Annotated in this window: 30 protein-coding genes; 15 read left to right on the top strand and 15 right to left on the bottom strand. The window is 66.1% G+C overall.

Annotation, left to right across the window (positions count from 1 at the left end; genetic code table 11):
- Window positions 1–78 precede the first annotated feature (78 nt).
- A complete protein-coding gene (locus tag Q0D93_RS11140) occupies window positions 79–957 on the top strand; it encodes an FAD:protein FMN transferase (RefSeq protein WP_294394099.1) in 879 nt (292 codons plus the stop codon).
- Here the strand turns inward: Q0D93_RS11140 and Q0D93_RS11135 are convergent.
- The 6 genes from Q0D93_RS11135 to Q0D93_RS11110 are packed head-to-tail and all read right to left on the bottom strand — an operon-like array spanning window position 954 to window position 6,631.
- Window positions 954–1,829, bottom strand: coding sequence for a ParB/RepB/Spo0J family partition protein (locus tag Q0D93_RS11135; protein ID WP_294394096.1), 876 nt, complete (start codon window positions 1,827–1,829; stop codon window positions 954–956). The two genes, Q0D93_RS11140 and Q0D93_RS11135, sit on opposite strands and share 4 nt — an antisense overlap.
- On the bottom strand, window positions 1,826–2,605 hold the full coding sequence (locus Q0D93_RS11130) for a ParA family protein (protein WP_294394093.1): 780 nt from the start codon (window positions 2,603–2,605) through the stop codon (window positions 1,826–1,828). Before Q0D93_RS11130 ends, Q0D93_RS11135 begins: the two co-directional genes overlap by 4 nt.
- On the bottom strand, window positions 2,602–3,231 hold the full coding sequence (gene rsmG / locus Q0D93_RS11125) for a 16S rRNA (guanine(527)-N(7))-methyltransferase RsmG (protein WP_294394091.1): 630 nt from the start codon (window positions 3,229–3,231) through the stop codon (window positions 2,602–2,604). The genes Q0D93_RS11130 and rsmG overlap by 4 nt, the downstream gene beginning before the upstream one ends.
- Window positions 3,228–5,048, bottom strand: a complete 1,821-nt coding sequence (gene mnmG, locus Q0D93_RS11120; RefSeq protein WP_294394181.1) for a tRNA uridine-5-carboxymethylaminomethyl(34) synthesis enzyme MnmG — start codon at window positions 5,046–5,048, stop codon at window positions 3,228–3,230. Before mnmG ends, rsmG begins: the two co-directional genes overlap by 4 nt.
- Before the next feature lie 48 nt (window positions 5,049–5,096).
- Window positions 5,097–6,398: a tRNA uridine-5-carboxymethylaminomethyl(34) synthesis GTPase MnmE gene (mnmE, locus tag Q0D93_RS11115; protein ID WP_294394088.1), complete on the bottom strand. Its 1,302-nt coding sequence runs from the start codon at window positions 6,396–6,398 to the stop codon at window positions 5,097–5,099.
- Window positions 6,395–6,631, bottom strand: a complete 237-nt coding sequence (locus Q0D93_RS11110) for a DUF6489 family protein (protein ID WP_294394082.1) — start codon at window positions 6,629–6,631, stop codon at window positions 6,395–6,397. The genes mnmE and Q0D93_RS11110 overlap by 4 nt, the downstream gene beginning before the upstream one ends.
- Window positions 6,632–6,808: 177 nt before the next feature.
- On the opposite strand from Q0D93_RS11110, the gene Q0D93_RS11105 reads away from it, so the two are divergent.
- Together Q0D93_RS11105 and Q0D93_RS11100 are read left to right on the top strand one after the other, a co-directional pair.
- The gene (locus tag Q0D93_RS11105) at window positions 6,809–7,510 is read left to right on the top strand and encodes a dienelactone hydrolase family protein (RefSeq protein WP_294394079.1); all 702 of its coding nucleotides are present in this window, start codon (window positions 6,809–6,811) and stop codon (window positions 7,508–7,510) included.
- Window positions 7,507–8,487, top strand: coding sequence for a quinone oxidoreductase (locus tag Q0D93_RS11100; RefSeq protein WP_294394077.1), 981 nt, complete (start codon window positions 7,507–7,509; stop codon window positions 8,485–8,487). Before Q0D93_RS11105 ends, Q0D93_RS11100 begins: the two co-directional genes overlap by 4 nt.
- 162 nt (window positions 8,488–8,649) lie before the next feature.
- On the opposite strand, the gene Q0D93_RS11095 is transcribed toward Q0D93_RS11100, so the two are convergent.
- The 4 genes from Q0D93_RS11095 to hemE all read right to left on the bottom strand — a co-directional run bounded on the left by Q0D93_RS11095 (window position 8,650) and on the right by hemE (window position 12,332).
- Window positions 8,650–9,315: a TerC family protein gene (locus Q0D93_RS11095; RefSeq protein ID WP_294394076.1), complete on the bottom strand. Its 666-nt coding sequence runs from the start codon at window positions 9,313–9,315 to the stop codon at window positions 8,650–8,652.
- 71 nt (window positions 9,316–9,386) lie between these two features.
- The gene (rho, locus tag Q0D93_RS11090; RefSeq protein WP_294394074.1) at window positions 9,387–10,643 is read right to left on the bottom strand and encodes a transcription termination factor Rho; all 1,257 of its coding nucleotides are present in this window, start codon (window positions 10,641–10,643) and stop codon (window positions 9,387–9,389) included.
- A 184-nt stretch (window positions 10,644–10,827) separates the two neighbouring features.
- Complete coding sequence (locus Q0D93_RS11085; protein ID WP_294394071.1) at window positions 10,828–11,286, bottom strand: CopD family protein; 459 nt, start codon at window positions 11,284–11,286, stop codon at window positions 10,828–10,830.
- Complete coding sequence (gene hemE, locus Q0D93_RS11080) at window positions 11,283–12,332, bottom strand: uroporphyrinogen decarboxylase (protein ID WP_294394178.1); 1,050 nt, start codon at window positions 12,330–12,332, stop codon at window positions 11,283–11,285. The genes Q0D93_RS11085 and hemE overlap by 4 nt, the downstream gene beginning before the upstream one ends.
- 333 nt (window positions 12,333–12,665) lie before the next feature.
- On the opposite strand from hemE, the gene Q0D93_RS11075 reads away from it, so the two are divergent.
- From Q0D93_RS11075 to Q0D93_RS11035, 9 genes are all read left to right on the top strand, one after another.
- Window positions 12,666–13,487: a pyruvate, water dikinase regulatory protein gene (locus tag Q0D93_RS11075; RefSeq protein ID WP_294394170.1), complete on the top strand. Its 822-nt coding sequence runs from the start codon at window positions 12,666–12,668 to the stop codon at window positions 13,485–13,487.
- The gene (locus Q0D93_RS11070) at window positions 13,487–14,080 is read left to right on the top strand and encodes a nucleoside triphosphate pyrophosphatase (protein WP_294394068.1); all 594 of its coding nucleotides are present in this window, start codon (window positions 13,487–13,489) and stop codon (window positions 14,078–14,080) included. The genes Q0D93_RS11075 and Q0D93_RS11070 overlap by 1 nt, the downstream gene beginning before the upstream one ends.
- Window positions 14,077–14,943, top strand: coding sequence for a shikimate dehydrogenase (gene aroE / locus Q0D93_RS11065; protein WP_294394065.1), 867 nt, complete (start codon window positions 14,077–14,079; stop codon window positions 14,941–14,943). The genes Q0D93_RS11070 and aroE overlap by 4 nt, the downstream gene beginning before the upstream one ends.
- Window positions 14,940–15,536 carry a dephospho-CoA kinase gene (gene coaE / locus Q0D93_RS11060; protein ID WP_294394062.1) on the top strand — a complete coding sequence of 199 codons (597 nt, stop codon included), beginning with the start codon at window positions 14,940–14,942 and terminating at the stop codon, window positions 15,534–15,536. The genes aroE and coaE overlap by 4 nt, the downstream gene beginning before the upstream one ends.
- Window positions 15,537–15,543: 7 nt before the next feature.
- Window positions 15,544–16,248: a DNA polymerase III subunit epsilon gene (gene dnaQ, locus Q0D93_RS11055; RefSeq protein WP_294394058.1), complete on the top strand. Its 705-nt coding sequence runs from the start codon at window positions 15,544–15,546 to the stop codon at window positions 16,246–16,248.
- 63 nt (window positions 16,249–16,311) lie between these two features.
- Window positions 16,312–16,884, top strand: a complete 573-nt coding sequence (gene raiA, locus Q0D93_RS11050; RefSeq protein ID WP_294394168.1) for a ribosome-associated translation inhibitor RaiA — start codon at window positions 16,312–16,314, stop codon at window positions 16,882–16,884.
- 40 nt (window positions 16,885–16,924) lie between these two features.
- Window positions 16,925–17,392: a PTS sugar transporter subunit IIA gene (locus Q0D93_RS11045; RefSeq protein ID WP_294394054.1), complete on the top strand. Its 468-nt coding sequence runs from the start codon at window positions 16,925–16,927 to the stop codon at window positions 17,390–17,392.
- A gap of 1 nt (window position 17,393) precedes the next feature.
- Window positions 17,394–17,720 carry a DUF1491 family protein gene (locus Q0D93_RS11040; RefSeq protein WP_294394050.1) on the top strand — a complete coding sequence of 109 codons (327 nt, stop codon included), beginning with the start codon at window positions 17,394–17,396 and terminating at the stop codon, window positions 17,718–17,720.
- Between the two features lie 57 nt (window positions 17,721–17,777).
- Window positions 17,778–18,260, top strand: coding sequence for an MmcB family DNA repair protein (locus Q0D93_RS11035; RefSeq protein WP_294394047.1), 483 nt, complete (start codon window positions 17,778–17,780; stop codon window positions 18,258–18,260).
- A gap of 18 nt (window positions 18,261–18,278) precedes the next feature.
- Here Q0D93_RS11035 and Q0D93_RS11030 read toward each other — a convergent pair whose 3' ends face one another.
- Window positions 18,279–18,887: an ankyrin repeat domain-containing protein gene (locus Q0D93_RS11030; RefSeq protein ID WP_294394044.1), complete on the bottom strand. Its 609-nt coding sequence runs from the start codon at window positions 18,885–18,887 to the stop codon at window positions 18,279–18,281.
- 78 nt (window positions 18,888–18,965) lie between these two features.
- On the opposite strand from Q0D93_RS11030, the gene Q0D93_RS11025 reads away from it, so the two are divergent.
- From Q0D93_RS11025 to Q0D93_RS11015, 3 genes are all read left to right on the top strand, one after another.
- Complete coding sequence (locus Q0D93_RS11025; RefSeq protein ID WP_294394042.1) at window positions 18,966–19,562, top strand: SCO family protein; 597 nt, start codon at window positions 18,966–18,968, stop codon at window positions 19,560–19,562.
- On the top strand, window positions 19,559–19,990 hold the full coding sequence (locus Q0D93_RS11020; protein ID WP_294394041.1) for a YcgN family cysteine cluster protein: 432 nt from the start codon (window positions 19,559–19,561) through the stop codon (window positions 19,988–19,990). The genes Q0D93_RS11025 and Q0D93_RS11020 overlap by 4 nt, the downstream gene beginning before the upstream one ends.
- 67 nt (window positions 19,991–20,057) lie before the next feature.
- On the top strand, window positions 20,058–20,684 hold the full coding sequence (locus Q0D93_RS11015; RefSeq protein ID WP_294394166.1) for a SprT family zinc-dependent metalloprotease: 627 nt from the start codon (window positions 20,058–20,060) through the stop codon (window positions 20,682–20,684).
- A 37-nt stretch (window positions 20,685–20,721) separates the two neighbouring features.
- Here the strand turns inward: Q0D93_RS11015 and Q0D93_RS11010 are convergent, their stop codons facing one another.
- The 4 genes from Q0D93_RS11010 to Q0D93_RS10995 form a co-directional block, all read right to left on the bottom strand.
- Window positions 20,722–22,857, bottom strand: a complete 2,136-nt coding sequence (locus tag Q0D93_RS11010) for a PBP1A family penicillin-binding protein (RefSeq protein WP_294394039.1) — start codon at window positions 22,855–22,857, stop codon at window positions 20,722–20,724.
- Between the two features lie 151 nt (window positions 22,858–23,008).
- Window positions 23,009–23,893, bottom strand: coding sequence for an aldose 1-epimerase family protein (locus Q0D93_RS11005; protein WP_294394036.1), 885 nt, complete (start codon window positions 23,891–23,893; stop codon window positions 23,009–23,011).
- Window positions 23,894–24,096: 203 nt separating this feature from the next.
- Entirely contained in the window at window positions 24,097–24,978 is an 882-nt protein-coding gene (locus tag Q0D93_RS11000; protein WP_294394031.1) for a LysR substrate-binding domain-containing protein, read from the bottom strand.
- Window positions 24,979–25,127: 149 nt separating this feature from the next.
- The gene (locus Q0D93_RS10995; RefSeq protein ID WP_294394027.1) at window positions 25,128–25,514 is read right to left on the bottom strand and encodes an antibiotic biosynthesis monooxygenase; all 387 of its coding nucleotides are present in this window, start codon (window positions 25,512–25,514) and stop codon (window positions 25,128–25,130) included.
- Between the last annotated feature and the right edge of the window lie 95 nt (window positions 25,515–25,609).

Below are 25,609 nucleotides of genomic sequence, written 5' to 3'. Positions count from 1 at the left end.
GCCATCCCGCCCCTGCACCCGGCCATACTCGCGCGGCACGATCCGACCGCGCGGGTCCTGGTCCTGTCCGGCCTGACGATGGGAACCAGCTGGCAGGTGCGGGTAGCGACCGATGGTGCGTGCGATGCAAAGGCGCTAGGTGCGGCAATCCAGACCAAGCTCGACTTCCTTACCCAGGAAATGAGCCACTGGGATCCGAACTCGCTGCTGGGCCGGTTCAATCGATCGCCGGCTGGATCGTGGCACGCCTTGCCGCCCGATTTCACGGCCGTGATCGATCTTGCGCTGACCGTTGCGACACGATCGGTGGGCGCGTTCGATCCGACTTTGGGCGCGCTGGTGGACCTGTGGGGCCATGGTCCATCCGGTCCCCAGCCTCAACCAAGCGCCCACGCCATCGCGCACCTGCTCCCTTGGTCCGGGTGGCAGAGGCTGACATGGGACCGCGCCGCGCGCCGCCTGCGTCAACCGGGCCATGCCAGCCTCGATCTGTCCGGCATCGCCAAGGGACATGCGGTGGACGCCGTGGCCACATTGCTGGCGGAACGCGGCTTTGCGCATATGCTGGTGGAGATTGGCGGGGAGCTGGCCGGTCGGGGCATGCGGCCCGATGGCGAACCCTGGTGGGTGGATCTGGAGGCCGTGACCCCTGCCCTGCCCGCGTTTCGGATCGCGTTGCATGACATGGCGGTGGCCACCTCCGGCACCTATGTCCGGGGTGGGCACACGATCGATCCGGCATCCGGCCGTCCATGCAACAATGACGTGATCGCCGTCAGCATCCTCCACCCATCGGCGGCACTGGCTGATGCGTGGGCAAGTGCCCTGTTCGTACTGGGTTCCGAACGGGCGCTGGCTGTGGCCGAGGATCAGGGCCTGGCGATGCGCATGGTGACCCAAATGCTCACCGGCTACCGCGAAACGATCAGCCCCGCTCTGGCGGCAATGCTGGCCTAGATCCGCTCACCGCTCAGCCGCTGGCAGACCATGTCGAGCTGGTCGAGCGAGGCATAGCTGATCGTCACCGCGCCGCCCGTTGGGGAATGATCGATCTTGACCTTCAAACCCAATTGATCCGCCAATTGCCGTTCGAGCATCTCGATATCGGCATTGCTGCCCTTATACTCGATCTTGCCGGTGCGTTTGCGCGGTGCCTTTTCGCCTCGGGCGAGCGTTTCCGTGTCGCGGACCGACAGCCCGCGCCGGATCACCTCGTCCGCCAATGTCGCCGCGTCCGGCGCCGCGACCAGCGCGCGGGCATGGCCCATGCTGAGCCGGCCATCCGCCACCGCATCGCGCACCGACCCTGGAAGATCGAGCAGGCGCAGCAGATTGGCGACATGGCTGCGCGACTTGCCGACGATCTTCGCCAGCGCCTCCTGCGTATGACCGAATTCGGCGCCGAGCCTGTGATAAGCTGCAGCCTCTTCGATCGCGTTCAGATCCTGGCGCTGGACATTCTCGATGATCGCCAATTCCATGGTCTCGGCCTCGCCGAGTTCGCGGACGATCGCCGGCACCTCATGCAAGCGTGCGCGCTGGGCGGCTCGCCAGCGGCGTTCACCCGCCACGATCTCAAAGGAACCGCCACGCGGCCGAACCACGATCGGCTGGATCAAACCCTTTTCGGCCAGCGAGGCGGCCAGCTCGCTTAATGCCGCTTCGTCGAAATGGCGTCGGGGCTGGTTGGGATTGGGCGCGATCGATGCGACCGAGATCATCTGCACGCCGGACAGCCGCGCCGCGTCGCGGGCCATCGGCTGCTCGATCTGAACCTCGCCCAGTAACGCCGAAAGGCCGCGACCGAGACCCCGTTTCACCTCGCTCATGCCGCCACGGCCGGTGCCGGCAGGCGCGCGATCAGTTCGCGGGCAAGTGCGATATAGGCCTCGGAGCCGGGGCAGCGATGGTCGTAGATCAAGGCCGGCATGCCATGGCTCGGCGCCTCGGAAAGACGCACGTTGCGAGGGATGGCGGTGTCGAACACCAAATTGCCAACGACGTCGCGCACGTCCGCCGCCACCTGTTCGGACAGGCGATTGCGGCGATCATACATGGTGAGCGCGATACCGAGGATGGACAAGGACGGGTTGAACCGCTGGCGCACGAGTTCGACAGTATTGAGCAGCTGGCTCATACCCTCCAAAGCGAAGAACTCGCACTGCAGCGGCACGATCAGGTAGCGCGCCGCCACCAGTGCGTTGAGGGTCAACAGCCCCAGGGATGGTGGGCAATCGATCAGGCAAATGTCCCATCGTCCTTCCGCGCTGTCCAACGCCTGCGACAGACGGCGCGAGCGATCGGCTTCCGCCGCCAACTCGACCTCGGCAGCGGAAAGATCCTGGGTAGCGGTGACTATATCCAGCTTGGGAACGTTGGTGGCGATCGCCGCGTCCGCCAGCGCCACGTCGCCGCTCAGCACCTGATAGATGGACCGTCCGCGCGCTCCACGTGCAACACCCAGCCCGGTCGAGGCGTTGCCCTGCGGATCGAAGTCGATCAGCAGCACGCGAAAGCCCGTCGCGGCAAGCGCCGTTGCCAGGTTGATGGCGGTGGTGGTCTTGCCCACTCCACCCTTCTGGTTCGCGATGGCAATGCGGATCATGGGCGCGTTCTCCGGCTGACCTCGCGCGCGATGACGATCGACGAACTGACGTCAGTCACGCTGGGCACGAGCGTGAACCTACCTTGCCACGCCTTCTCCGCCTCCACCAGTTCCGATGCGGCATTTCGGCCCTTCGGCAGCAGCCAGCATGTGCTTTCGTCGGCAAACCGACTGCCAATTTGCAACAGGCGGGGCAGCGGAGCGAAAGCGCGCGCGGAGATCACGCCGTGTCGCTGCGCGGTAACCCGCTCGGCATCACCACCCACGACCGTGACGCGATTCTCCGCGCCAATCACCTGGGCCGCATCTCGGAGGAACTGAATTCGCTTGGTCCGGCTTTCCACTAGGGTCACGGGACGACGCGTCAGAGCGGCGATCACAAGACCAGGAAAGCCAGCGCCCGAGCCGAGGTCCAGCCACGGGCTGTCGTCGGCCGAAACGTGATCCAGCAACTGAGCGGAGTCGACGACGTGCCGCGTCCACAAATGGGCATGGGTCGAGGCGGAAATAAGATTCTGGCTCTCTCCCGCCTTCAGCAGGAAGGCAAGGAATTGCTCCAGCAAATCCAATGTTTCACGTGGAACATTGCGGCCTAGGAGCCAGGCGCGAGCTTCCTCTTCGGTCATGCCGCCTTCCGCTTGGCCACGACCAAGATCGCGGTGAGCGCCGCAGGAGTAATGCCACGTACCCGACCTGCTTCCGACAATGTGGCAGGACGGGCAGCGTTCAACTTCTCGATCATCTCGTTCGACAGCCCCGCAACGGTCGCATAATCGTGGATGGCCGAAAGCGGGACCAAGTTATCGGCAGAGAGCCGTCCGATCTCTGCCCTCTGCCGCTCGATGTAAGGCGCATAACGGAGATCGTCGATCAACTCGGCCAAGGCGGCATCCGCTATGTCCAGCCCCAACTCCAGCATGGTTGCAAGCTCGGCAGTGCCGAGCCCCCGCTGCAAAGCAATGTGCGCCACCGATGCGGCTCCGCCTTCACGTCGCTCTGCCGGAAGAGGCTCCGCCGCCGCCTTGTGAAGGTGATCGTAGCAGTCGAGATGCAACCGGAGTTCGTGCGCATGGACGGACGACACCGCCCCACTCGCCAGGGCGTCTTCCCCCAAGCGGGTCGCCGCATTGTCTGCCCGGAGCGACAGACGGAACTCGGCCCGGCCCGTCAGCATCCGGTAAGGCTCGCTCACGCCCTGCAAGGTAAGGTCATCGATCATCACACCGATATAGGATGTCGCGCGGGAGAAGGGGACCGCGTCGTCGTTCAAAGCGTGGCTAACTGCCGCCAGCCCGGCGACCAACCCCTGTGCGGCGGCCTCTTCATACCCGGTGGTGCCGTTGATCTGCCCGGCACAATAGAGGCCGTCGATAGCTCGCACGCCCAAGCCGTGATCAAGGCTGCGTGGATCAATATAGTCATATTCGACGGCATAGCCCGGCTGCATGATCCGCGCCTGTTCCAGCCCGCTGATGCTGCGAACGAACGCCTCCTGCACATCGACCGGCAGCGAGGTGGAAATGCCATTCGGGTAGACCAGCGTAGTGGAAAGACCTTCCGGTTCCAGAAAGATCTGGTGGCCATCGCGGTCGCCGAAGCGAACGACTTTGTCCTCGATCGACGGGCAATATCGCGGACCTGCTCCTTCGATTGCGCCGGAATAAAGCGGCGATCGGTCGAGCCCGTCGCGGATTACCGCATGGGTTCGGGCACTCGTCCGCGTCACCCCGCAGGCGATCTGTGGCAGATGGCGTCGGCTATTGCGCGCCATCGTCCAGCCGTCCGCATCAGACGCTTGTCGCTCAAGCATCGCCCAATCGATCGTGCGACCATCCAGGCGCGGCGGCGTGCCGGTTTTGAGACGCGCCATCGGTAAGGCTAGGTCGCGCAACTGCTCGGCCAATGTAGTGGCGGCCGCCTCCCCCACCCTTCCACCGGTCTGTTGGTTGAGCCCACAGTGGAGAACACCGCCCAGGAAAGTTCCCGTTGCAAGGATCGTAGCGGGTGCGGTGAGGACATCACCATTTTCGAGGAGGATGCCACGAACTCGGCCGTTGCTGATGATCAAGCGTTCGGCATGGCCGCGAACAACGGCAATCCGCTGTTCCGCTGCAACCATGGCCTGGATAGCAGCGGCGAAATGGCGACGGTCCGCTTGGACGCGCGGTCCATGGACTGCCGATCCCTTGCTACGGTTGAGCATGCGATAGTGAATTGCAGCCCGGTCGGCTGCTTTCGCGATCAATCCGTCGAACACGTCCACCTCGCGAACGAGATGCCCCTTGCCTACTCCGCCGATTGCGGGATTGCAGGACATGGCGCCGATACGCGATGGATCATCGGTGACCAGCGCAACACGCGCGCCCTTCCGCGCGGCAGCAGCAGCCGCCTCGCATCCGGCATGTCCGCCACCGATAACGATAACGTCGAACTCGAACATGATGCGGCTATGCTGTCTTTGCCCGCGAAGTTCAATGTTCCACGTGGAACATCACTTGCCGATACAGAAGCGCCCGAACAAGCTGTCGAGCATATCCTCTACGCCGCTGCGGCCGACCACCGCATCCAGCGCCTGCGCCGCCTGCATCAGATGTTCCGCAACCAACACATGGTCCCTGACCTGTTGCGCCGCAGCAAGATGATCAGCAATCGTGGTTGCCATGGTCCGCTGACGCAGAGTTAAGGAGAGCCGATCCTCGCCCGGCACCAAGCTGCGACCGCGTTCGATGACCGTGCGGAGCAGAACGTCCAGCCCCTTCCCCGTTTTGGCCGAAACCGCTACATCCGCTCCGTCTGGAAGTTGATGTCGTCCGGCTTGGTCACAGCGCGAATGCACGACGATCAGGTTGTCGCGTGGTGGACGATCGGCGCTGTCACCCAACCAGATGATCAGGTCGGCTGACGCCATTGCCTCCTCGGCGCGATCGATCCCGATCCGCTCCACAGGATCGCTGGTCTCACGTAGGCCGGCCGTGTCGATCAGCAGGATCGGCAATCCCATTACCTGGATCGGCACCTCAATCATGTCGCGGGTGGTGCCAGCCTTGTCCGAGATGATCGCCGCGTTGCGTCGTGCCAGTGCGTTGAGGAGTGAGGATTTGCCGGCATTGACCGGACCGGCGATCAGCACCCGCACCCCGTCACGCAGCCGCTCCGCCGGCGGCTGCCGCACCGCATCAAGGATCTCACCGTGCAACTCCGCCAACGCGGTGGCGTGCCGCGTGTCCAGAGCGGGCACATCCTCTTCCTCTTCGCCGAACTGCAACGCCGCCTCGACATGCGCGCGCAATGCCAGCAACTGTTCGCGCCATTGCTCGGCCAGGCGGCCGAGACCCCCTTCCGCCCGGCGGATCGCATCGCGCCGCTGCATCTCGGTTTCGGAGGTCAGCAGATCGGCCAGACCTTCGACCTGAGCAAGGTCCAGCCGGCCGTTGTGAAAGGCACGCCGCGTAAACTCGCCCGCTTCGGCGAGGCGCAACCCCGGTAGTTGTTCAAGCGCCGCCAGCATCGCCGCAACCACCGCCCGGCCGCCATGCAGGTGCAGCTCGACCAGATCCTCGCCCGTGGCGGTGCGCGGACCCGGCAGCCACAGGACGAGGGCATGATCCAGCAGACTGCCGTCTACCGCCCGCAGCCTGGCCGTCACCGCCCGCCGAGGCTCCGGCAGGAAACCGGCCAAGGTCCACAAAGCGTCTCCGGCCCCGACACCACTCACCCGCACCACCGCGATCGCGGCCGGAACAGCGCCGCTCGACAAAGCGAAGATGGTGTCTTCGGCCGCCCGTGCGCTCACCCCTTGCTGGTGCCCGTCATCTGATCGATCAGCTGGTGCCACGCGGATATGCCCACCTCGCCCATCGGCGACCAGGTGCGGACCATCTGTTCGATCACCTCCGGGCTGAGGCCGTTGGTCATCGCGTCGCGGAACTTGGAAAGGTACAGGTCATGGATCGGGCCCATGTCGGGCAAGCCCATCAGCCGCCGAGCCTCTTCCGGGGAACATTCGATGTTCATGGTGATGTTCATCGAAGCGCCTCTTTCCGTTGAGCGATGATTTACGGCCGTTGGTAGAGCAAGCGCGACGAAGCGTCCATGCATCCCCACGAAGGGATGGCGCCCGTGCGCCGTTATCGGTCTATGATCCTGACGGATTGGCCTCGCTCAGCAGATTGTGGCGGAGGCGGCACAAGGAGCAGGACGGATATGGGTGAGATGATCCAGATCGACGCATTGGACGGAAGCGGCACGTTCCACGCCTATCTCGCACGGCCCAAGGGCGAGCCCAAGGCGGCGATCATCGTGATCCAGGAGATTTTCGGGGTCAATCCCGGCATCCGGCAGAAGGTGGATGACTGGGCGGCGCAAGGTTACTGGGCGGCCGCGCCCGACCTCTTCTGGCGGTTCGCGCCCGGCTACGACGTCGATCCCGACGTGCCGGAACAGTTGCAGGATGCGTTCGAGGTGCGCACCCGGTTCGATCCCGACAAGGGCATCGAGGACGTCGACGCTACCATCCGCACGCTCCGCGCCCAGTTGCCCGACAGCGGCAAGGTCGGCGCGGTCGGTTACTGCCTGGGTGGCCGCGTCGCCTATCTCACCGCGACCCGGACCGACATCGATGCCAGCGTGGGCTATTACGGTGCCGGGATCGATGCGAAGCTAAACGAGGCGAACGCCATCGCCAAGCCGCTGATGCTGCACTTTGCGGAGCGCGATCACTTCATCACCGCCGAGCATCGCGATCGGATCGGAGAGGCGCTGGCCGACAACCCGCTGGTGACGATCCACACCTATCCCGATGTGGATCACGGCTTTGCCACCACGGCGGGCCAGCGGCGCGACGATGCCGCCGCCGAGGTAGCGGATGGCCGCACCGAAACCTTCTTCGCCCAGCACCTCGCATGAGCAGCGACTATCGCCTGATCTTTCGCCAGCCGGGTGGACCCGAGGTGATCGAGCGGGAGCCGGTCGGCCCGCTCGACCCTGGCGCCGGTGAGGTCGTGATCCGCCAGACGGCGGTCGGCCTGAACTTCATCGACACCTATCAGCGTGGAGGCCTTTATCCCGTTTCCCTGCCGAGCGGATTGGGGAGCGAAGCCGCCGGCGTGGTGGAGGCAATCGGACCGGATGTGACCATCGTCGCTCCGGGCGACCGCGTCGCCTATGCCGGGGGCGCACCCGCCGCTTATGCCACCAAGCGGACGATCCCGGCGGCGCTGCTGACCAAGGTGCCCGACACGATCGACGATCGCACCGCCGCCGCCGTGATGCTGAAGGGTCTGACCGCCGACATGCTGGCCGGCGCCTGCGCCCGCGTCGAGGCGGGCCAGACCGTGCTGGTCCATGCCGCGGCGGGTGGCGTCGGCGCCCTGCTGGTGCCCTGGCTGAAGGCGATCGGCGCCACCGTGATCGCCCATGCCGGGTCGGCGGAGAAGGCCGACAAGGCCCAGGCCGCCGGTGCCGATCATGCCGTGTCCGTGCCGTTCGACGCATTGGCCGACACGGTACGGTCCCTGACCGATGGACGCGGCGTCGATGTCGTGCTGGACGGCGTCGGCAAGGCGAGTTGGGGTGCCTCGCTGGCGTGCCTACGCCGTCGCGGGCTGATGGTCAGCTACGGCAATGCCTCCGGCCCGGTCCCGGCGATCGAGCCCTTGGTGTTGAGTCGGGCCGGATCGCTGTTCCTGACCCGCCCTACCCTTTACGATTACCTGACGACAGCGGAGGAGCGTCAGGCTGCGGCCGACCGCCTGTTCGCGATGATCGCTTCCGGCAAGGTGCCGGTCGAGATCGGCCAGACCTTTCCGCTGGAACAGGCAGCGGAGGCCCATCGCGCCATCCAGGAACGTCGGACGACGGGGTCGACGGTGCTGATCCCCTGAGCGACAGGATCAGGTGAAAAGCGGCTTCCTGCGGAAGGAGGAGCACGAGAGCCGGAGCGGTGTCGCCTGGTGTCCCGGGCTCCCGCCTTCGCGGGAGCACAAGGGTGGTTGAACGCAGCAGGACGGGCGCAGGCAATCCAAGCCTGTGAGAGATCAGATCCGTCAGCCGAACAGGGTCAGCAATCCGGTTTCGTGGCCCACTAGGCCTTCGTAGATCATCTTGCCGGAAACCCACACGATCACCACCAGGCCGATATAGGCGATCCAGCGATAGCGTTCGATATAGCGGGCGATGAAGTTGGCGGCGACGCCCATCAGGAAAACCGAAAGCAGCAATCCGACCATCAGGACGCCCGGATGCTCGCGGGCGGCGCCGGCAACCGCCAGCACGTTGTCCAGGCTCATGCTGACGTCGGCGACCGCGACGGCCCAGGCGGCTGCGGCGAAGCTCTTGGCGGGTGCGACGCCCGATTGTCCCTCGCCCGCGCCGTCGAACGATCCCGCGGACTGATGACGCAGTTCGCGCCACATCTTCCACGCCACCCACAGCAGCAGCAGCCCACCCGCGAAGATCAGACCCACGATCTGGAGCAATTGCGTCACGATCAGCGCGAAGGCGATGCGGAGCAGCAGGGCCGCGCCGATGCCGATCAGGATTACCTTCTTGCGCTGGTCGGACGGCAGGCCCGCCGCCAAGGCGCCGACCACGATCGCATTGTCGCCGGCCAGCACCAGGTCGATCCAGATGATCTGGACGAATGCCCACAGGGTCGCGGGCGAACCGAGGTTCGAGAAATCCGCGACGATATGCTGCCAAAGCTCGCTCATGCCCGCCTGATATGAAGCGGGAGCCCCGATGTCGACCAAAACCGGACCGAGATACGGTCCGGTCCGGCCGCCTACTGGTTCATGGAGTCGAAGAAATCCTCGTTGGTCTTGGAGTCCTTCATCTTGTCCAGCAGGAACTCCATCGCATCGGTGGTGCCCATCTGCATCAGGATGCGGCGCAGCACCCACATCTTGGACAGCTTGCCCTTGTCGAGCAGCAATTCTTCCTTGCGAGTGCCGGACTTGCCGACGTCCATCGCCGGGAAGATGCGCTTGTCCGCAACCTTGCGGTCGAGCACGATTTCGGAATTGCCGGTGCCCTTGAACTCTTCAAAGATCACTTCGTCCATGCGGCTGCCGGTGTCGATCAGCGCGGTGGCGATGATGGAGAGCGAGCCGCCTTCCTCGATATTGCGTGCCGCGCCGAAGAAACGCTTGGGGCGCTGCAGCGCGTTGGCGTCGACACCGCCGGTCAGCACCTTGCCCGACGACGGCACCACCGTGTTGTAGGCGCGGCCGAGGCGGGTGATCGAATCGAGCAGGATCACCACGTCCTTCTTGTGCTCGACCAGGCGCTTAGCCTTTTCGATCACCATTTCGGCCACCTGCACGTGGCGGGTCGCGGGTTCGTCGAAGGTGGAGGAGACGACCTCGCCCTTCACCGACCGCTGCATGTCAGTCACTTCCTCCGGCCGCTCGTCGATCAGCAGCACGATCAGGAACACTTCGGGATGGTTGTCGGTGATCGCCTTGGCGATGTTCTGCAGCATCACCGTCTTGCCGACGCGCGGCGGGGCGACGATCAGGGTGCGCTGGCCCTTGCCCTGCGGCGCGACCAGGTCGATCACGCGGGCCGACTTGTCCTTCACCGTCGGATCCTGGGGATCCATGGTGAGCTTCTGTTCGGGATAGAGCGGGGTCAGATTGTCGAAATTGACGCGGTGGCGGACCACGGCGGGATCATCGAAATTGACCTGGGTCAGCTTGGTCAGCGCGAAATAGCGTTCGCCATCCTTGGGATCGCGGATCTCGCCCTCGACAGTATCGCCGGTGCGCAGTCCGAACTTCCGCACCTGATTGGGCGAGACATAGATGTCGTCCGGACCGGCCAGGTAATTGGCTTCGGGCGAGCGCAGGAAGCCGAAGCCGTCGGGCAGCACCTCGATCGTGCCGAGCCCCAGGATCTGCTCGCCTTCTTCAGCTTCCGCCTTGAGGATGCCGAACATCAGGTCCTGCTTGCGCATGGTCGATGCGCCTTCGACTCCCCGCTCCTCGGCCATGGCGACGAGCTCGGCGGGTGTCTTCTTCTTCAGGTCCTTGAGGTGCATATGTGCTGTCCGGGTCGTGCAGAGTGTGGAGAAGGAACGGCGCGGGTCGAAGCGTCTGTTCGATGCTGGTCAGGATAGCGGGCGCACGCAGAAAAGCGGGCCCGGGACAGGCGCGGCCTAGAAGCCGGCACCGCGCGCGTCAAGCAAGATGGTGCGCGGCCCGACCCGGATCAAGCACGGCGGATCAGAACGGCTTGACGATCACCAGCACCACGATGGCAGCCGTGGCGATGCCCGGCACCTCGTTCATGATCCTGAGCGCGCGCCCGCTGACCGGGCGTTCGCCGCGCGCCAGGCGCTTGCCATAGCCCACCATCCAGCCATGATAGGCGCTGAGGCCCAGCACCAGCAGCAACTTGGCATGCAGCCAGCCGGCGGTGAAGAAGCCGCCCTGCCAGGCGAGCGTCAGCCCGAACAGCCACACCAGCACCATCGCCGGCGTCAGGATGATCATGCGCAGCTTGCGCTCGCGATCAATCCAGCGCCGCTCCTCCTGGCTGCCGGGTGCCGCCTCCTGATGATAGATGTAGTAGCGCGGCAGCAGGAACAGCCCCGCGATCCAGAAGATCACGAAGATGACGTGCCCCGCCTTGATCCAGAGGTAGGTCACCGAAAGGATATACTCCAGGCTGGGGAGACTCATCCGCGCACCCTAGCCAGCATTCGCTCCACATGCACCACCGGAGTGTCGAGCAGGATGCCGTGGCCCAGGTTGAACACGTGGGGGCGTCGCGGAAACGCCGCGCGGACCCGGTCGACGGCGGCATCCAGCGCATCGCCGCCCGCCAGCAATGCCAGCGGATCGAGATTGCCCTGCACCGGCAATGCAGGCGGCAGCGTCTCGTTCGCCCAGACGGGGTCGATTGTTTCATCCAGGCCGAGTGCGTCCACGCCCGTCTCCCGCGCATAGACCGGCAGCTTCTCGCCAATGCCTTTGGGAAAGCCGATGATCGGCAGATGCGGCCGTTGCGCGCGGAGGCGCTCCACGATCGCCCGATTGGGGGCGACGACCCAGCGGCGAAACTCCTCGGGCGCGAGGCTGCCGGCCCAACTGTCGAAGATCTGCACCGCCTCCACGCCCGCATCGGCCTGGCCGACCAGATAGTCGACGGTGGTGTCCACGATCCGGTCGATCAGCCGTGCGAAGGCGACGGGGTCGCGATAGGCGAGCCGCCGGGCCGCCCCCTGATCCTTGCTGCCGGCACCCGCCACCATATAGGTCGCGACGGTCCAGGGCGATCCGGCGAAACCCAGCATGGTGGTCTGGTCCGGCAAGGCGGCCACCACCTTGCGCACCGTGTCCAGGATCGGGGCGAGGCGTTCGGGCCGAGGCTCCAGCCCGTCCAGCAGACCGTCCGTCAGCGCGGGGGCGAGCCGTGGGCCCTCCCCGGTTTCGAACCACAGATCCTGGCCCAGCGCATGGGGGATCACCAGAATGTCCGAAAACAAGATTGCCCCGTCGAAGCCGAAGCGGCGGATCGGCTGGAGCGTGATCTCCGCCGCGGCGTCGGAATCGTAGCACAAGGCCAGGAAACCACCCTTTTCGGCCCTCAGCGCGCGATATTCGGGCAGGTAGCGCCCGGCCTGGCGCATCATCCACACCGGCGGGCGTTCGCGCCGCTCGCCGCGGAGTACGGCAAGAAGCGGCCGGTCATGGGAATTCCGCGCGCGCGGACGGGTGTTTTCCAGAACGTCAGGGCTCACGCGATTCAACCTCATCTCTGATTCTAAGATTCTTAAGAAGGAGTCTGATGATTCAGTAGGCGGGCGCAACACGGGGTTTATTCCCATCGCCTGACTCTACCCACAGCTTGACTCCGGCGGGAGCGGCGGATCGCCGCGAGTCACGAGCACTTCCCCCATTATCCACAGGCATGGCCAAATTGGTGATCCCCTGTGGATAGAAGGTCGTGCGCTCCCCGAAAAGCGGGCACGCAATAGCATCCACGGCGCTCTCCGCGCGATTCGGTGGGTTTTTCCCTCATAGTTGTCCACAGGACGATTCGGACGCATTAGCGTTGCATCATGCGGCTGCACCTTCACCTCCTGTCGGATTCCACCGGCGAAACGCTGGACGCGATCGCCAAGGCGGGGATCGCCCAGTTCGATGGGGTGGAGGTAATCCGGCATTTCTGGCCGATGGTGCGATCGGAAGGGCATTTGTCGCGCGTGCTGGCGGAGATCACGCAGCGCCCGGGCCTGATCATCTACACCTTGGTCAATTCGGGCGTGCGCCAGAAGCTGGAGGCGCAATGCCGCCTGGCGGGACTGCCCCATGTCGCGGCCCTCGATCCGGTGTTCGAGGCGCTGGAACGGCTGCTGGGTCAGGAACAGAAGGCCCGCCCCGGCGGACAGCATGCGATGGATGCCGCCTATTTCGCGCGGGTGGATGCGATCCAGTTCACCATCGCCCATGACGATGGCGTCGCGGCGGAGGATTGGGAGCAGGCGGACATCGTGCTGGCGGGCGTGTCGCGCTCGTCCAAGACGCCGACCTCCATCTATCTCGCCAATCGCGGCTACAAGGTCGCCAACATCCCGCTGGTGGTGGAAAGCCCGCCCCCGCCGAGCCTGTTCACGCTCGTCCGGCCGCTGGTGGTGGGGCTTACCACCAGTCCCGACCGGCTGATCCAGATCCGGCGCAACCGTCTGCTGTCGCTCAACCAGGTGCCGGAAACCGCCTATGTCGACCAGGAGGCGGTCACGCGCGAGCTGGCCTTTGCCCGCCGCATCTTCGCGGATCAGGGCTGGCCGGTGATCGACGTCACCCGCCGCTCGATCGAGGAAACGGCGGCGGCCATCACCAACCTGATCAACGACCGCAAAGCCAAAGAGGCGAATTGATGCTGATCCTTGCGTCCCAATCGATCGCGCGGCGCGCCATGCTGGAGGCGGCGGGCGTGGCCTTCACCGCCGAAGGCGCCGGCGTGGACGAGGATGCCGCCAAGCAGGCGATGCTGGCCCAGGGCCTGTCGGGCCGCGACATCGCCGATGCGCTGGCCGAACTGAAAGCCGTCAAGGTGTCGCAGCGGCATCCGGGCGCTCTTGTGCTCGGCAGCGATTCGACCGTGGTCACGGCCGACAACATCGTTCTCGACAAGCCGGGCACGCGGGAAGAGGCGGAGCGGCAACTGCGCGGGCTGGCTGGTACCACCCATCATCTGCACAGCGGCGCGGTCGTGGCGCAGAATGGTATGCCGATCTGGCGCCATGTCGACACCGCGACCCTGACGATGCGGCCCTTTTCCGACGCATTCCTGCAATCCTATCTCGACCAGGAATGGCCGGAGATCAGCGGCTGCGTCGGCGGCTGCCGATTGGAAGGATTGGGCGTGCAGCTGTTCAGCAGGATCGATGGCAGCCACTTCACGATCCTCGGTCTGCCTTTGCTCGCCCTGCTCGACTGGCTGCGGGTGCGCGGCGAGTTGCTGGCATGACCTCAGAGGTCGTGCCTTATGCCGAGGTGATCGGCGACCCCATCGTCCAGTCCAAGTCGCCAGTCATGCACCGTGCCTGGCTGGAGGCACTGGACCTGGCGGGCGATTACCGGCGCACGTTGGTGACGGCCGGCGAACTGGACGGCTATCTGCGGGAACGGCGCGCCGACCCGAACTGGCGCGGCTGCAACGTCACCATTCCCCACAAGCAGGCGGTGATGCCCCTGCTCGACCGGGTCGATCCGGTCGCGGCGGAGATCGGGGCGGTCAACACGGTGGTGAACGAAGGTGGCGTCCTGATCGGCCACAATACGGATGCGCCTGGTTTTCTGGAACCGATGCGGCCGTGGCTGGCGCAACGGCATCTGCTCCGTACCGCCCGCATCTTCGGCACGGGCGGCGCGGCGCGGGCGGTCGCCCATGCGTTGTGGAACGAAGGCTTCACCCTGGTCATCGCCGGGCGCGACTTGGCCAAGGCGGAGGCGCTGGCCGCCGCTTTCGATCGGGCCGATGTCCATGTCTCCACACTCGACACATTCGCACGGCCGCTCGACTTCGATTGGGGCGAGCCGGGCGATCGGCTGGATGTGGTGGTCAACGCCACCTCGCTCGGCATGACCGGCAAGCCGCCGCTGGAGATCGATTTTTCCAACGTGCCGCCGGGCGCCATCGTCTATGATGCCGTCTATGCGCCGCTGGAAACGCCTTTGCTGCGGGAGGCACGGCGGCGCGGCCATCCGGCGATCGACGGGCTCAACATGCTGATCGGGCAGGGCCGCATCGCCTTCCGCCACTTCTTTGGCGCGGAACCGCCGACCGGACCGGATCAGGAGACGGTGCTGCGCGCGTTGCTGACCGCATGAGCCATGTGATCGGCCTGACCGGCTCGATCGGGATGGGCAAGTCGACCGTATCAGCCATGTTCCGGCGGTTGGGCGTGCCCGTATTCGACGCGGACGCGGCGGTGCACCGCCTGCAAGGGCCGGGCGGCGCGCTGCTGACCGCGATCGAGGCGCTGCTTCCGGGCACGACCGGCGCGGCTGGCGTCGATCGCGGGCGGCTGAGCCAGGCGGTGTTGGGCGACAAGGCGGCACTGGCACGGTTGGAGCGGCTGATCCATCCCGCCGTCGCCCGCGAACGCCGCGCCTTTCTGCGACGTCATCGCGCCTGTCCTCTGGTGGTGCTGGACATACCCCTGCTGCTGGAAAAAGGCGGCTGGCGGCAGGTGGATACGATCATGGTCGTTTCGGCGCCCGCATGGAAGCAGCGCCGGCGGGTGCTGGCACGGCCGGGCATGAACTGCGCCAGATTGCGCCGCATCCGTGCGCTGCAGATGCCCGATACCGAAAAGCGCCGCCGCGCCGACATGGTGGTGTCCACCGCCGGGTCGCTTGCCGCAACACGGGCCTCGGTCCGCCGGATCGCGGCTTGCCTCAGGGGCCGCGCGAAGAGATAAATGCGCCATGCGCGAAATCGTCTTCGACACGGAAACCACCGGCCTCAGCCCGCACGAGGGCCATCGCCTGGTCGAGATCGGGTGCGTGGAGATCGTCAACCGCTGCGAAACGGGACGCTCGTTCCACGCTTATATCAATCCCGAACGGTCCATGCCGAGCGAGGCGGAGCAGGTGCATGGCCTGTCCGCCATCTTCCTGTCGGACAAGCCCTGCTTCCATGCGGTGGTGGATGACCTGCTGGAGTTCGTCGCCGACAGCCCGATGGTGGCGCATAATGCCACGTTCGACTTCGCCTTCCTCAACTGGGAACTGGAAAATTGCGGGCGGCCGCCGCTGCTGATGACGCGCATGGTGGATACGCTGGCGATGGCGCGCACCCGCCATCCGGGATCCAAGCATTCGCTGGACGCGCTGTGCAGCCGCTATGGCGTCGATCGCAGCCAGCGGATCAAGCATGGCGCGCTGCTGGACGCCGAACTGCTGTCCCAGGTCTATGTCGAACTGTGCGGCGGGCGGCAGATCGGCCTCATGCTGTCGGACGATGCGGATCTTGCGATGACGCGTGTCGAAACGATCGTCCGCGCACCGGCGGCCCGGATTTCGCGCCCGCCGCGTGCCCATGCGGCGAATGCGGAGGAACTCGCGCGCCATGCCGCGTTTATCCAGAAGCTGACGGATCCGTTGTGGGCAAAGCTGCCCGCCGCGGTTTGAAGGTCAGGTACGTGACGCGGGGACGGCGATCGCCGGGTCCCGGCGTCGGGGAAGGAGAACATGATGGATATTCGGGTTTCAGGTCATCAGGTCGATACGGGCGATGCGCTGCGTACCCACGTCGATGAACGGATGCAGGCGCTGGCGGAGAAATATTTCTCGCGCAGCATCTCGGCGCACGTCACCTTTGGCCAGGCTCCCCATGGCAGCTTCTCCTGCGACATCGTCGCCCATGTGATGCAGGGCGTGATCCTGAAGGGCTCGGGCCAGGGCGGTGAGGCGCATCCCGCGTTCGACCAGGCGGCTGACCGCATCGAAACCCAGCTGCGCCGCTACATGCGCCGGCTGAAGAGCCGCCATGGTGGCCCCGCGGCTGCCGATGTCGAGGCCAGCGCCGGCTACACCGTCTTCCAATCCCCGCCGGAGGAGGAGGAGGCCGAGGGTGATCATCCGCCGGTGATCGCCGAGACCCGCGTGGACGTGCCGGAGGCGAGCGTGTCCGACGCGGTGATGATGCTCGACCTGCGCAACACCAATGCGCTGCTGTTCAAGAATAGCGGGACGGGCGCCTTCAACATGGTGTATCGTCGCGGCGACGGCACGATCGGCTGGGTGGAGCCGCAGCGCGCCGCCTGACGGGTGGGCACAGCCAAGGCCTTTTTGGATATCCGTGTAGATGGACGACCTTTCCGACCTGTTGGGGGCGGAGGCGGTGCTGACCGGCATCGTCGCGCCCAACAAGAAAACCCTGTTCCAGCAGCTGTCCGCCCACGCGGCCAGGCTGACCGGGGTTGACCAGAAGCTGATCCTGGAACGGCTGCTCGAACGCGAGCGGCTCGGCTCCACCGGTTTCGGCGGCGGGGTCGCCGTCCCCCATGGCAAGATCGAAGGATTGACCCGGGTCGTCGGCCTGTTCGCCCGTCTGGACGAACCGGTCGACTTCCAGGCGATCGACGCCATGCCGGTCGACCTGGTATTCCTGCTGCTCTCGCCGCCCGATGCAGGGGTCGAACATCTGAAGGCGCTGGCGCGGGTCAGCCGCCGGATGCGCGAGCGGACGTTCGTGGCGAAGCTGCGGGGGGCGGGTTCGACCGATGCCCTCTTCGCCTTGTTCGCCCATCCCGAGACACGCGACGCCGCCTGACATGGCGCCGCGGCTGGCCGCCGGGATACTGGTGGCGGCGCTGATCCGCCGTACGGAGGCGGCCGGCGGCCATGCCATGGTGCTGGGGCGCGGCGATGCGACTGCGGGCACGGTGCTGATCCAACTTGCCGAGCGCGGCGTGGCGGGCGCTCTGCTCGAACGCCGGCTGGATCGGGAGGGCCGGTATGTTTGGGCTCCGACCGGGCCAGACGATGCCGAGGAGCGCGGCGGCTATTTGCAACGTCGGCGGCGAAGCGACCCGGATCTGTGGGTGGTCGAACTGGATGTCGCCAACGCCCAAGTCTTGGTGGAGGAGGTCAGCGGCTGAGCTGCAGGTCCGTCACGGGCTTTCGGACGTTCCCGAATCGTTCTATCAACCCGAATCATGGCGAGCCTGCCCTCATGCTTCCAAGATGCGCCGCTGGTCGCCAGCGATGTGGCGCGCGGCGTCGCCCGGTTGTTGTGGCGGCAGGACCTGGTGGCGATGTGCGAGGTTCCGCTCGGCAATAATCGCCGCGCGGACCTGATGGCGATCGACCCCAAGGGGCTGATCACCATCATCGAGATCAAATGTTCGCGCGCCGACCTGCGGGGCGATGCCAAGTGGCCGGACTATCTGGATTATTGCGACCGCTTCTGCTGGGCCGTGCCGACCGGCTTCGCGCTGGAGCCGTTCGAGGAGGCGCATTTCCGTCCCGACATTTGCGGGCTGATCGTGGCGGACCGCTATGATGCGGAGGTGCTGCGTGCCCCCGCCCACCGGCCGCTGGCGCCCGCCCGCCGCAAGACGGAGACGCTGCGCTTCGCCCGGCGTGCTGCCCGGCGCCTGCTGGTCGGGCTCGATCCGGGCCTGTCCGGGCTCGACTGATCCAGCGGCGCGCGGGCTTCAGCGAACCGGACCGGCCACGGCCTTCTTCGGTGTGGCCTTTGCTTCGTCCATGATGCGCAGGGTTGCGGCACCGCCTCGCCGATCTTCGCTGGCATAATCGCGCGCACTCTTGCCTGCGATCGTGTCGGCAAGTTCGGGATTGGCGCCGGCCGACATCAACAGGCGCATGATCGGGTAGTTGCGCTGCTGGACGGCAGCGATCAGCGGCGTCTCACCGCGCGAATTGGCAATATTGGGCTTGGCGGCATTTTCCAGCAGCACCCGGACGGCATCGCCGTCACCCAGCTGCGTCGCGGCCATCAGCGGCGTGTTGCCGTCGCGATCGCGCGCATTCGGATCGGCGCCCTTGGACAGCATGAAGTTGAGCCAAGTCTGGTCGTGCCGCTTGGCGACGATGTGCAGCACGCCCTCACCTGTGCTGGGATCGCGCGCGTTGATGGCGGGATTGCCGGGCTTGTTGAGATATTCCATCGTCTTGGCACCGTCGCCATCACGCACGGCCTTGATGAAATTGTAGCCGTCGGAGAATTGCGCCACGGCCGGCATCACCGGCGCCAACGCGAGCGCCACGGCCAAAAGCTTGGAAATGCGGCCATTCACGCCCATATGCTGCTCCCTCGAAGGTGGACGCGGCCGAACGCGGCTGGTCGAACGCTCCCTTAGCAAGGCATCGTTAAGCGCACCATGAACAAAGCCATCGGCACCCTTGCCACCTTGCTGTGCCTGATCGCGGCGACAGCCGGATGCAGCGGGCGGACCGCGCCGCAGCCGCCTCTGGCCGGCGCAGCGATGGGCGGGCCGTTCGTGCTGACCGACCAGAACGGGCACAGGTTCGACAGCAGGCGGCTGTTGGGCCGCTATGCCCTGTTCTATTTCGGCTACACCTCCTGCCCGGATGCCTGCCCCGCCGACATGCAGGTGTTGGGCAAGGCGATGCGTTTGCTGGACAGGGATGATCCCGCGCTGGCGGCAAAGGTGCAGCCGATCTTCGTGTCCGTCGATCCGTCGCGCGACACGCCGGCGGTAGTGAAGACCTTTGTTGCGGCGTTCCACCCGCGCTTCATCGGCCTGACCGGCAGCGAGGCGGATATTGCCGATGTCGCCAAGCGCTACGCCATCGCCTATCGCAAGCATCCGCCGGCACCGGGCACGAGCGGCTATCTGGTCGACCATCCCCGCATCGCTATCCTGTTCGGCCCCGATGGGAAGCCGATCGCGCTGCTGCCGGTCGATGCGGATGCGGATCATGTGGTGGCGGAATTGCGGACGTGGATGCGATGAATCGATTTTGGGAAAACAAGCCGATCGATCAGCTGTCGCGCGACGAATGGGAGTCGCTGTGTGACGGCTGCGGCAAGTGCTGCCTCCACAAATTGGAGGATGAGGAGACCGGGGCGATCTACCCCACCAACGTCGCCTGCCGCCTGCTGGACCGCAAGAACGGGCTGTGCCGCGACTACAAGAACCGCAAACGCTTCGTCCCCGATTGTGTCCGCCTGACCCCGGCCAAGCTGGAGGAGCTGGAGTGGCTGCCGTCGACCTGCGCCTATCGGCTGGTGGCGGACGGCAAGCCCCTGCCCGACTGGCATTATCTGGTCAGCGGCAGTCGCGAGACGGTCCACCAGGCGGGCATGTCGACGCGCGGCTGGACCGTGTCCGAGGACGAGGCGGGCGAGCTTGAGTATCACATCGTTGACCGGGAGCTCTGACCGGTCGTTCACGGCCGGGGGCCGCACCCGGCCGCTGATCGTCCGCCGCTCCGCCACCGCGCGGCGGATGCGGCTGGCGGTGGACCCGCGCGATGGCCGGATCAGCCTGACCCTGCCGCGCCGCGCCGCGCTCCAGCCGGCGCTCGACTGGGCCGAAAGCCAGCGCCCGTGGATCGAGGCAGCCTTGGCCAAGACAGCGGCACCCCGGCCGCTGGGCGATGGCACGACCCTGCCGTTTCGCGGCGAAATGCTGACCATCCGGGTTGCGGGGGGAGCGCGGGCGGTGCGCGTCAGCGGCGATCAACTGCTGGTCGGCGGCCCCGCCGAGATGGTCGGTGCCCGCGTGCTGCGCTGGCTGCGCGAGCAGGCGCGGATCGTACTGGAGGCGGAAACGCGCCGCTTTGCCGGCAAGGCCGGGGTGACCGTGGGGCGGGTGCGCATCGGCGATCCGCGCAGCCGCTGGGGCAGCTGTTCCAGCGGAGGCGACATCGCCTATAGCTGGCGGCTGATCCTGGCGCCGCCGGCGGTACTGGAGGCGACCGTCGCGCACGAGGTGGGGCATCGCCTCCACATGGACCACAGCCCGGCCTTTCACGCCGCGGTGGAGGCCCTGCTCGGCCGCGATCCGCGGGCGGAACGCACCTGGTTACGCACCCGGGGCGCCGGGCTTCATGCGATCGGCCGAACGGACTGAACGATCCCGGCGGCAGGCATGACGCGCGTGCCGCCGATCAGCGCGGCGGGCGCTGCTGCTGGTCCCGCAAGACCCCTTCCAGCCACCTTTGGTCGATCTGCGGCGGCCGTTGCTGGTCACCGGACGGGACGCGATCGGGCGCGGGTGCGCGGCGGGCGGGCGGAGGCGGCGGCGGAGTTCCGGCCGTATCGTCCTCATAGGGCAATGTTACCGTGTCATCCCCATCGCCAGGCGCGGGCTGGCCCTCGGGCGGTGGCGTCACGCCCTCCTCGTCGGAGCCGAATTGCTGGTCGGGATCGCCGTAATAGGCCTCCTCGTCCGGCTCCAACTGCCACTCCGGCAGGGTCACTTCCGTGTCGAACTGCTGCGCCGGCCGGGTGCGGAGCGCGGTCTGCATGAAGGATGCGAATGCCTGGGCGGGATTGCGCCCGCCCTGCAAGCCCGGAATCGCCTTGGCATCGTCGCGGCCCATCCACACCCCGGTGGTCAGGCCGGAGGAGAAGCCCAGGAACCAGCCATCCTTGTTGGACGACGTGGTGCCGGTCTTGCCCGCCACCGGCCGACCGATCTGCGCCGCGCGCGCGGTGCCGGTATTGACGGCGGTCTGCAACAGGTCGGTCATGCCCGCCGCCACAAAGGGCGCGACCAGCACCCGCGGCGACTGCGCCTCATGCTGGTACAGGATGGTGCCGTCGGTCGTGCTGACGCGCAGGATGCCGTAGGGCGTCACCGCATTGCCGCCGTTGGAGATGACCGCAAAGGCGCGCGTCATGTCGATCAGCCGCACGTCGGAGGTGCCGAGCACCATGGAAGGATGGGTGTTGAGCCGGGTCGAGATGCCCAGCCGGTGCGCCATGTCGGCAACCGTGTCGAAGCCGACCTTCTGCCCCATCTGCGCCGCGACCGTATTGATGGACAGGGCAAAGGCGTTGCGGATGTCGATCTGGCCCAGGAAACGGCGCGAGCTGTTGCGCGGGCTCCAGCCGTCGATGGTGATCGGCTCGTCCACCACCGGATCGCCGGGCTTCACCCCGGCCTCCAGCGCGGCGAGATAGACGAACAGCTTGAATGCGGATCCCGGCTGCCGCTGCGCCTGCGTCGCGCGATTGTAGATGGAGGTGACGTAATCGGTCCCGCCCACCATCGCGCGCACCGCGCCGTCATTCTCCAGCGACACTAACGCACCTTGGAGGTTGGCGGGCGTATTCTGGCGGATTGCCTGGTCCGCCGCGCGCTGCATCCGCAGGTCGAGCGTGGTCCAGATGTCGAGCGGCGCGGACTGTTCGTCCACCAGCGAGTCGAGCTGTCCCAGCGCCCAGTCGGTGAAATAACGGACGCTGTTCTGCTTCGGCTCCGGCACGAAGCGGACCCGGTCGAGCCGGGCGGCGCGCGCCTCCGCCGGGGTGATCGCATCCGCATCCTGCATCACCTCCAGCACGACCTTGGCGCGGTCCACCGCCGCCTCGGGATCGGCCGACGGCGAGTAATGCGATGGCGCCTTGACCAGGCCGGCGATGATCGCCGCCTCCGCCAGGTTGAGCCGGGTGCCGGAATGGCCGAAGAATTTGCGGCTGGCCGCGTCCACGCCATAGGCACCGCCGCCGAAATAGACGCGGTTGAGGTACAGCTCCAGGATCTGGTCCTTGGAGAATTTGCGCTCCATCGCCAGTGCCAGCACGGATTCGCGGACCTTGCGGCCGAAGCTGTAGGCGTTGGTCAGGAAGATGTTGCGGACGATCTGCTGCGTGATCGTCGACGCACCCTGCCAACGCCGGCCTTGCCCCTGCCGCTCGTAGATCAGGTAGGCGGAGCGGGCGACACCGATCGGATCGACCCCGAAATGGCTGTAATAGCGCCGATCCTCGACCGCGACGATTGCATCGCGCATCACTGCCGGAAGGCGATCGTGCGGGATCCATTCACCGTAGCTCGGCCCCAGGGACACCAGCAACGTCCCGTCGGCGGCGTGGACGCGCACCGTCTGGCCATTGGGTTTCTGCGTCAGTTCGGAATAGGATGGCAGCGACGCCATCGTGACCAGCACGGCGATCACCAGAGCGGCGATGCCGGCGATCAGGCCGAACAGGGCCGTCTTCACGATCACGCGGCCGATATGACGGGCGCGGCCGGAAGGCGGCGGGGCGGATTTGGGGGATTTGGGGCGGGCGGGCATGGATGCCGTGTCCGATTACTGCCCCCGGCGCTGTCTCACAAGCCCAAGACACCGGCGGTTCGTCTCACTTCTCCCCGGATTCGATCGGTTCGACGCGGGAATGTGACGAACGTGACGCGGCTGCACCACGCCAGGACCGTGCCTGGCATGTTCAGATATTGTCGGCTCCGATGTCGATCTCCATGGTGAAGCGGCCGGCGGACCCCGCCGCGACCTCGACCACGCCGGGCTTGTCGCGGAACTGCCCCGCATAGCCGGCGGGATCGGCGATACCCTGCCACGGCTCGATGCAGAGGTAGCCCGCGCCCGGCTTGGTCCAGATGCCGAGCAGCGGCATGTCCGGGAACCGCACCTCCAGCTGTCGTCCTCCGGCCACGCCGTAGCGAACCTTCCGCGACGTGATCCGGTCGAAGATCAGCGCATCATCCGCGAACAATGCGTCGCGGAGGGGGAGGTCGGTCCCCGTCACCGGCGTCTGCTCCGACTCGGCCCGAAGAAGCCCGTCGGCATCGACCCGGCGGACCGACGCGGGCTCCGCATGATCGAAACGGAGGCGGTGATCGGCGCGGTCGCCACCCCACGGCAGGGGCCAGAGAAAGGCCGGATGGTAGCCGAAACTCGCCGGCAGCGGCGCATCGCCGGGATTGTGGAGGGTCGCTTCGCACAGCAGGGTCGTGCCGGCGATCGTGAATCGCATGTCCAGGCGGAAGTCGAACGGATAGACCATGCGTGTCGCCGCATCCGCCTCCAGCCGGAACAGCGCGGTATCCGTACCCTGCTCCGCCGGGGTAAAGTCCATGCGGCGGGCGAAGCCGTGACGCGGCAGGGGATAGTCCGCATCGCCGACCCGGATCGTACCGCCCGCAAGCCCGCCCACGATCGGGAAGAGGAGCGGCGCCCGCCCGTTCCAGATCGCGGGATTGCCGTCCCACATCAGGTCGCGCCCCTGCTCGTCCTGCAACCGGACGAGTTCGGCCCCTAACGGATTGATCTCGGCGGCCAGATGGTCGCCGGCAATGCGGATGGATGCGCTCATGGCTGCGGTCTAGGGCACGACGGCAGGGACGTTAAGCCGCTAAACGCCGCGAACGCGCCCGGCCGTTTCAGCGGCGCTGCTCGCGCCTGGGTGTCTTGTCCATCACGCCGGTCGCCAGGGCCAATATCAATCGCAGCATGCCAGAACCCCCGTTCAACACGTTCCCTTTCATAGGGGGGAAGCATTGCGAAACGGTGACGGGGTCAGCCGCCGATCGCTTCGAACATCCAGTCGTGGAACAGCTTCACCGCGCGGTTGCTGAGGCCAGCGCGACGACAGGCGAACCAGTAGGAGTAAGAGGAATCCGCCACCTCGTCGAAGATGCGGACCAGCCGGGGATCGTGTCCGCCGGTGACATGTTCGTCGAGCATGAAGGCAACGCCGAGTCCCTGCGCCGCCGCTTCCAGGATGAGCTGACCTGCGTCAAAATGGTCGATGGCGGCGGGCTCCAGATCGGGCAGGCCGATCGCCTCCCGCCAGATCGGGAACAGTTCCGCCATGTCGCGGTGGACGAAGATGGTGGCGCGCGCCAGATCCTCCGGCTTGCGGAGCGCGTTCGGGCCCTGCTTCAAACTGGGCGCGCCGATGGCGGCGATGCGGCTGCGCGCGATCTTGCGCGAATAGAGCGCCGGATCGATGTCGCGTGCGATGATGATCGCCGCGTCGAGTCCCTCGCCCAGGCGGACCAGGGGATGGGGTTGGGTATCGATGTCGATGTGCAGGCTGGGATGCCGCTCGCGCAGTTCCGGCAGGCGGCCGATCAGTCGCTGCGATGCGAAAAGCGGCGGAACATTCAGGCGCAACCGCATCAGATCCGCTTCGCCCTTGCTTGCATCCACTGCAATGGCGAGTTGATCCAACGCAGGCGCCACCCGCGCCAGCAAGGCCTGGCCGTCATTGTTGAGGACCAGCGCCTGGTGCCGCCGTTCGAACAAGGGCTTGGAGATGAACCGCTCCAGCGCCTGGATTCGCCGGCTGAGGGCAGGCGAGGATAAAGCCAGCTCCTCCGCCGCGGCCTTCACCGAACCGAGGCGCGCGACCTGAACGAATGCTTCAACAGCCGTAAGTGGTGGAAGGCGCCGCATCGGTCTCTCCCTGCAGGGTGCCGGTTCAGCCCTGCCCTGTGAATGCCTATTCCGCCACTCTTATGAATGCGGATTGCGCAATTCGCAATCGCGGCACTTGCCTTCGCAATTGCACAAAGACCGGCCCGGGATCAGAAGGAACGGGCCTTTCAGGCATCCTCTCCTAAACTTTCATGGGCTGGTCCTTCGGGACCGGCCCTTTTTTTTGGCTGAATGCCCTTTTCCCAGGCGTAGCTCCGCTCGATGGAGGTGACGATCACCTCATGCGATTCGTACCAGCGCGCCCGGCCCTTTTCCCGGATGGCGGCGTGGACGGGATGGTCCCGCCAGGCGAGCGCCGATGCCATGTTCCGCCAGTAGCTGACGGTGATGCCGAAGCCGTCCTCACCGCGAATGCTGTGGACACCGAGGTAGCCAGGCTGTTCGGCCGCCAGGCGATCCATTGCCGCAACCGCGGCGGCATACTCCTCCGCTTCCCCGACGGTTCGGCGGCCGAGGAAGATCACCGCTACCTGGCCACGCTTGGTCTCTGCCATGATACTGAAATAACGCGACGGAAATCGCGAAGGAACCGGAACGCTTGCCTTTGCCCTGCGCTTTTGCAAACGCTTCTGTGACAAGCCGATGTGCG

The sequence above is a fragment of the uncultured Sphingomonas sp. genome, from assembly GCF_934560975.1.
Classification (GTDB): domain Bacteria; phylum Pseudomonadota; class Alphaproteobacteria; order Sphingomonadales; family Sphingomonadaceae; genus Sphingomonas_I.
The sequence above is the reverse complement of the archived record's forward strand: the minus strand, read 5'-3'. Positions and strand labels throughout refer to the sequence as shown.

Coding starts and splice junctions, on each gene's coding strand:
- Q0D93_RS11140 (WP_294394099.1), top strand. CDS start 79: ATGGGAACCAGCTGGCAGGTGCGGGTAGCGACCGATGGTGCGTGCGAT.
- Q0D93_RS11135 (WP_294394096.1), bottom strand. CDS start 1,829: ATGAGCGAGGTGAAACGGGGTCTCGGTCGCGGCCTTTCGGCGTTACTG.
- Q0D93_RS11130 (WP_294394093.1), bottom strand. CDS start 2,605: ATGATCCGCATTGCCATCGCGAACCAGAAGGGTGGAGTGGGCAAGACC.
- rsmG (WP_294394091.1), bottom strand. CDS start 3,231: ATGACCGAAGAGGAAGCTCGCGCCTGGCTCCTAGGCCGCAATGTTCCA.
- Q0D93_RS11110 (WP_294394082.1), bottom strand. CDS start 6,631: ATGAACATCACCATGAACATCGAATGTTCCCCGGAAGAGGCTCGGCGG.
- Q0D93_RS11105 (WP_294394079.1), top strand. CDS start 6,809: ATGGGTGAGATGATCCAGATCGACGCATTGGACGGAAGCGGCACGTTC.
- Q0D93_RS11100 (WP_294394077.1), top strand. CDS start 7,507: ATGAGCAGCGACTATCGCCTGATCTTTCGCCAGCCGGGTGGACCCGAG.
- Q0D93_RS11095 (WP_294394076.1), bottom strand. CDS start 9,315: ATGAGCGAGCTTTGGCAGCATATCGTCGCGGATTTCTCGAACCTCGGT.
- rho (WP_294394074.1), bottom strand. CDS start 10,643: ATGCACCTCAAGGACCTGAAGAAGAAGACACCCGCCGAGCTCGTCGCC.
- Q0D93_RS11085 (WP_294394071.1), bottom strand. CDS start 11,286: ATGAGTCTCCCCAGCCTGGAGTATATCCTTTCGGTGACCTACCTCTGG.
- Q0D93_RS11070 (WP_294394068.1), top strand. CDS start 13,487: ATGCTGATCCTTGCGTCCCAATCGATCGCGCGGCGCGCCATGCTGGAG.
- aroE (WP_294394065.1), top strand. CDS start 14,077: ATGACCTCAGAGGTCGTGCCTTATGCCGAGGTGATCGGCGACCCCATC.
- coaE (WP_294394062.1), top strand. CDS start 14,940: ATGAGCCATGTGATCGGCCTGACCGGCTCGATCGGGATGGGCAAGTCG.
- dnaQ (WP_294394058.1), top strand. CDS start 15,544: ATGCGCGAAATCGTCTTCGACACGGAAACCACCGGCCTCAGCCCGCAC.
- raiA (WP_294394168.1), top strand. CDS start 16,312: ATGGATATTCGGGTTTCAGGTCATCAGGTCGATACGGGCGATGCGCTG.
- Q0D93_RS11045 (WP_294394054.1), top strand. CDS start 16,925: ATGGACGACCTTTCCGACCTGTTGGGGGCGGAGGCGGTGCTGACCGGC.
- Q0D93_RS11040 (WP_294394050.1), top strand. CDS start 17,394: ATGGCGCCGCGGCTGGCCGCCGGGATACTGGTGGCGGCGCTGATCCGC.
- Q0D93_RS11035 (WP_294394047.1), top strand. CDS start 17,778: ATGGCGAGCCTGCCCTCATGCTTCCAAGATGCGCCGCTGGTCGCCAGC.
- Q0D93_RS11030 (WP_294394044.1), bottom strand. CDS start 18,887: ATGGGCGTGAATGGCCGCATTTCCAAGCTTTTGGCCGTGGCGCTCGCG.
- Q0D93_RS11025 (WP_294394042.1), top strand. CDS start 18,966: ATGAACAAAGCCATCGGCACCCTTGCCACCTTGCTGTGCCTGATCGCG.
- Q0D93_RS11020 (WP_294394041.1), top strand. CDS start 19,559: ATGAATCGATTTTGGGAAAACAAGCCGATCGATCAGCTGTCGCGCGAC.
- Q0D93_RS11015 (WP_294394166.1), top strand. CDS start 20,058: ATGCGGCTGGCGGTGGACCCGCGCGATGGCCGGATCAGCCTGACCCTG.
- Q0D93_RS11010 (WP_294394039.1), bottom strand. CDS start 22,857: ATGCCCGCCCGCCCCAAATCCCCCAAATCCGCCCCGCCGCCTTCCGGC.
- Q0D93_RS11005 (WP_294394036.1), bottom strand. CDS start 23,893: ATGAGCGCATCCATCCGCATTGCCGGCGACCATCTGGCCGCCGAGATC.
- Q0D93_RS11000 (WP_294394031.1), bottom strand. CDS start 24,978: ATGCGGCGCCTTCCACCACTTACGGCTGTTGAAGCATTCGTTCAGGTC.
- Q0D93_RS10995 (WP_294394027.1), bottom strand. CDS start 25,514: ATGGCAGAGACCAAGCGTGGCCAGGTAGCGGTGATCTTCCTCGGCCGC.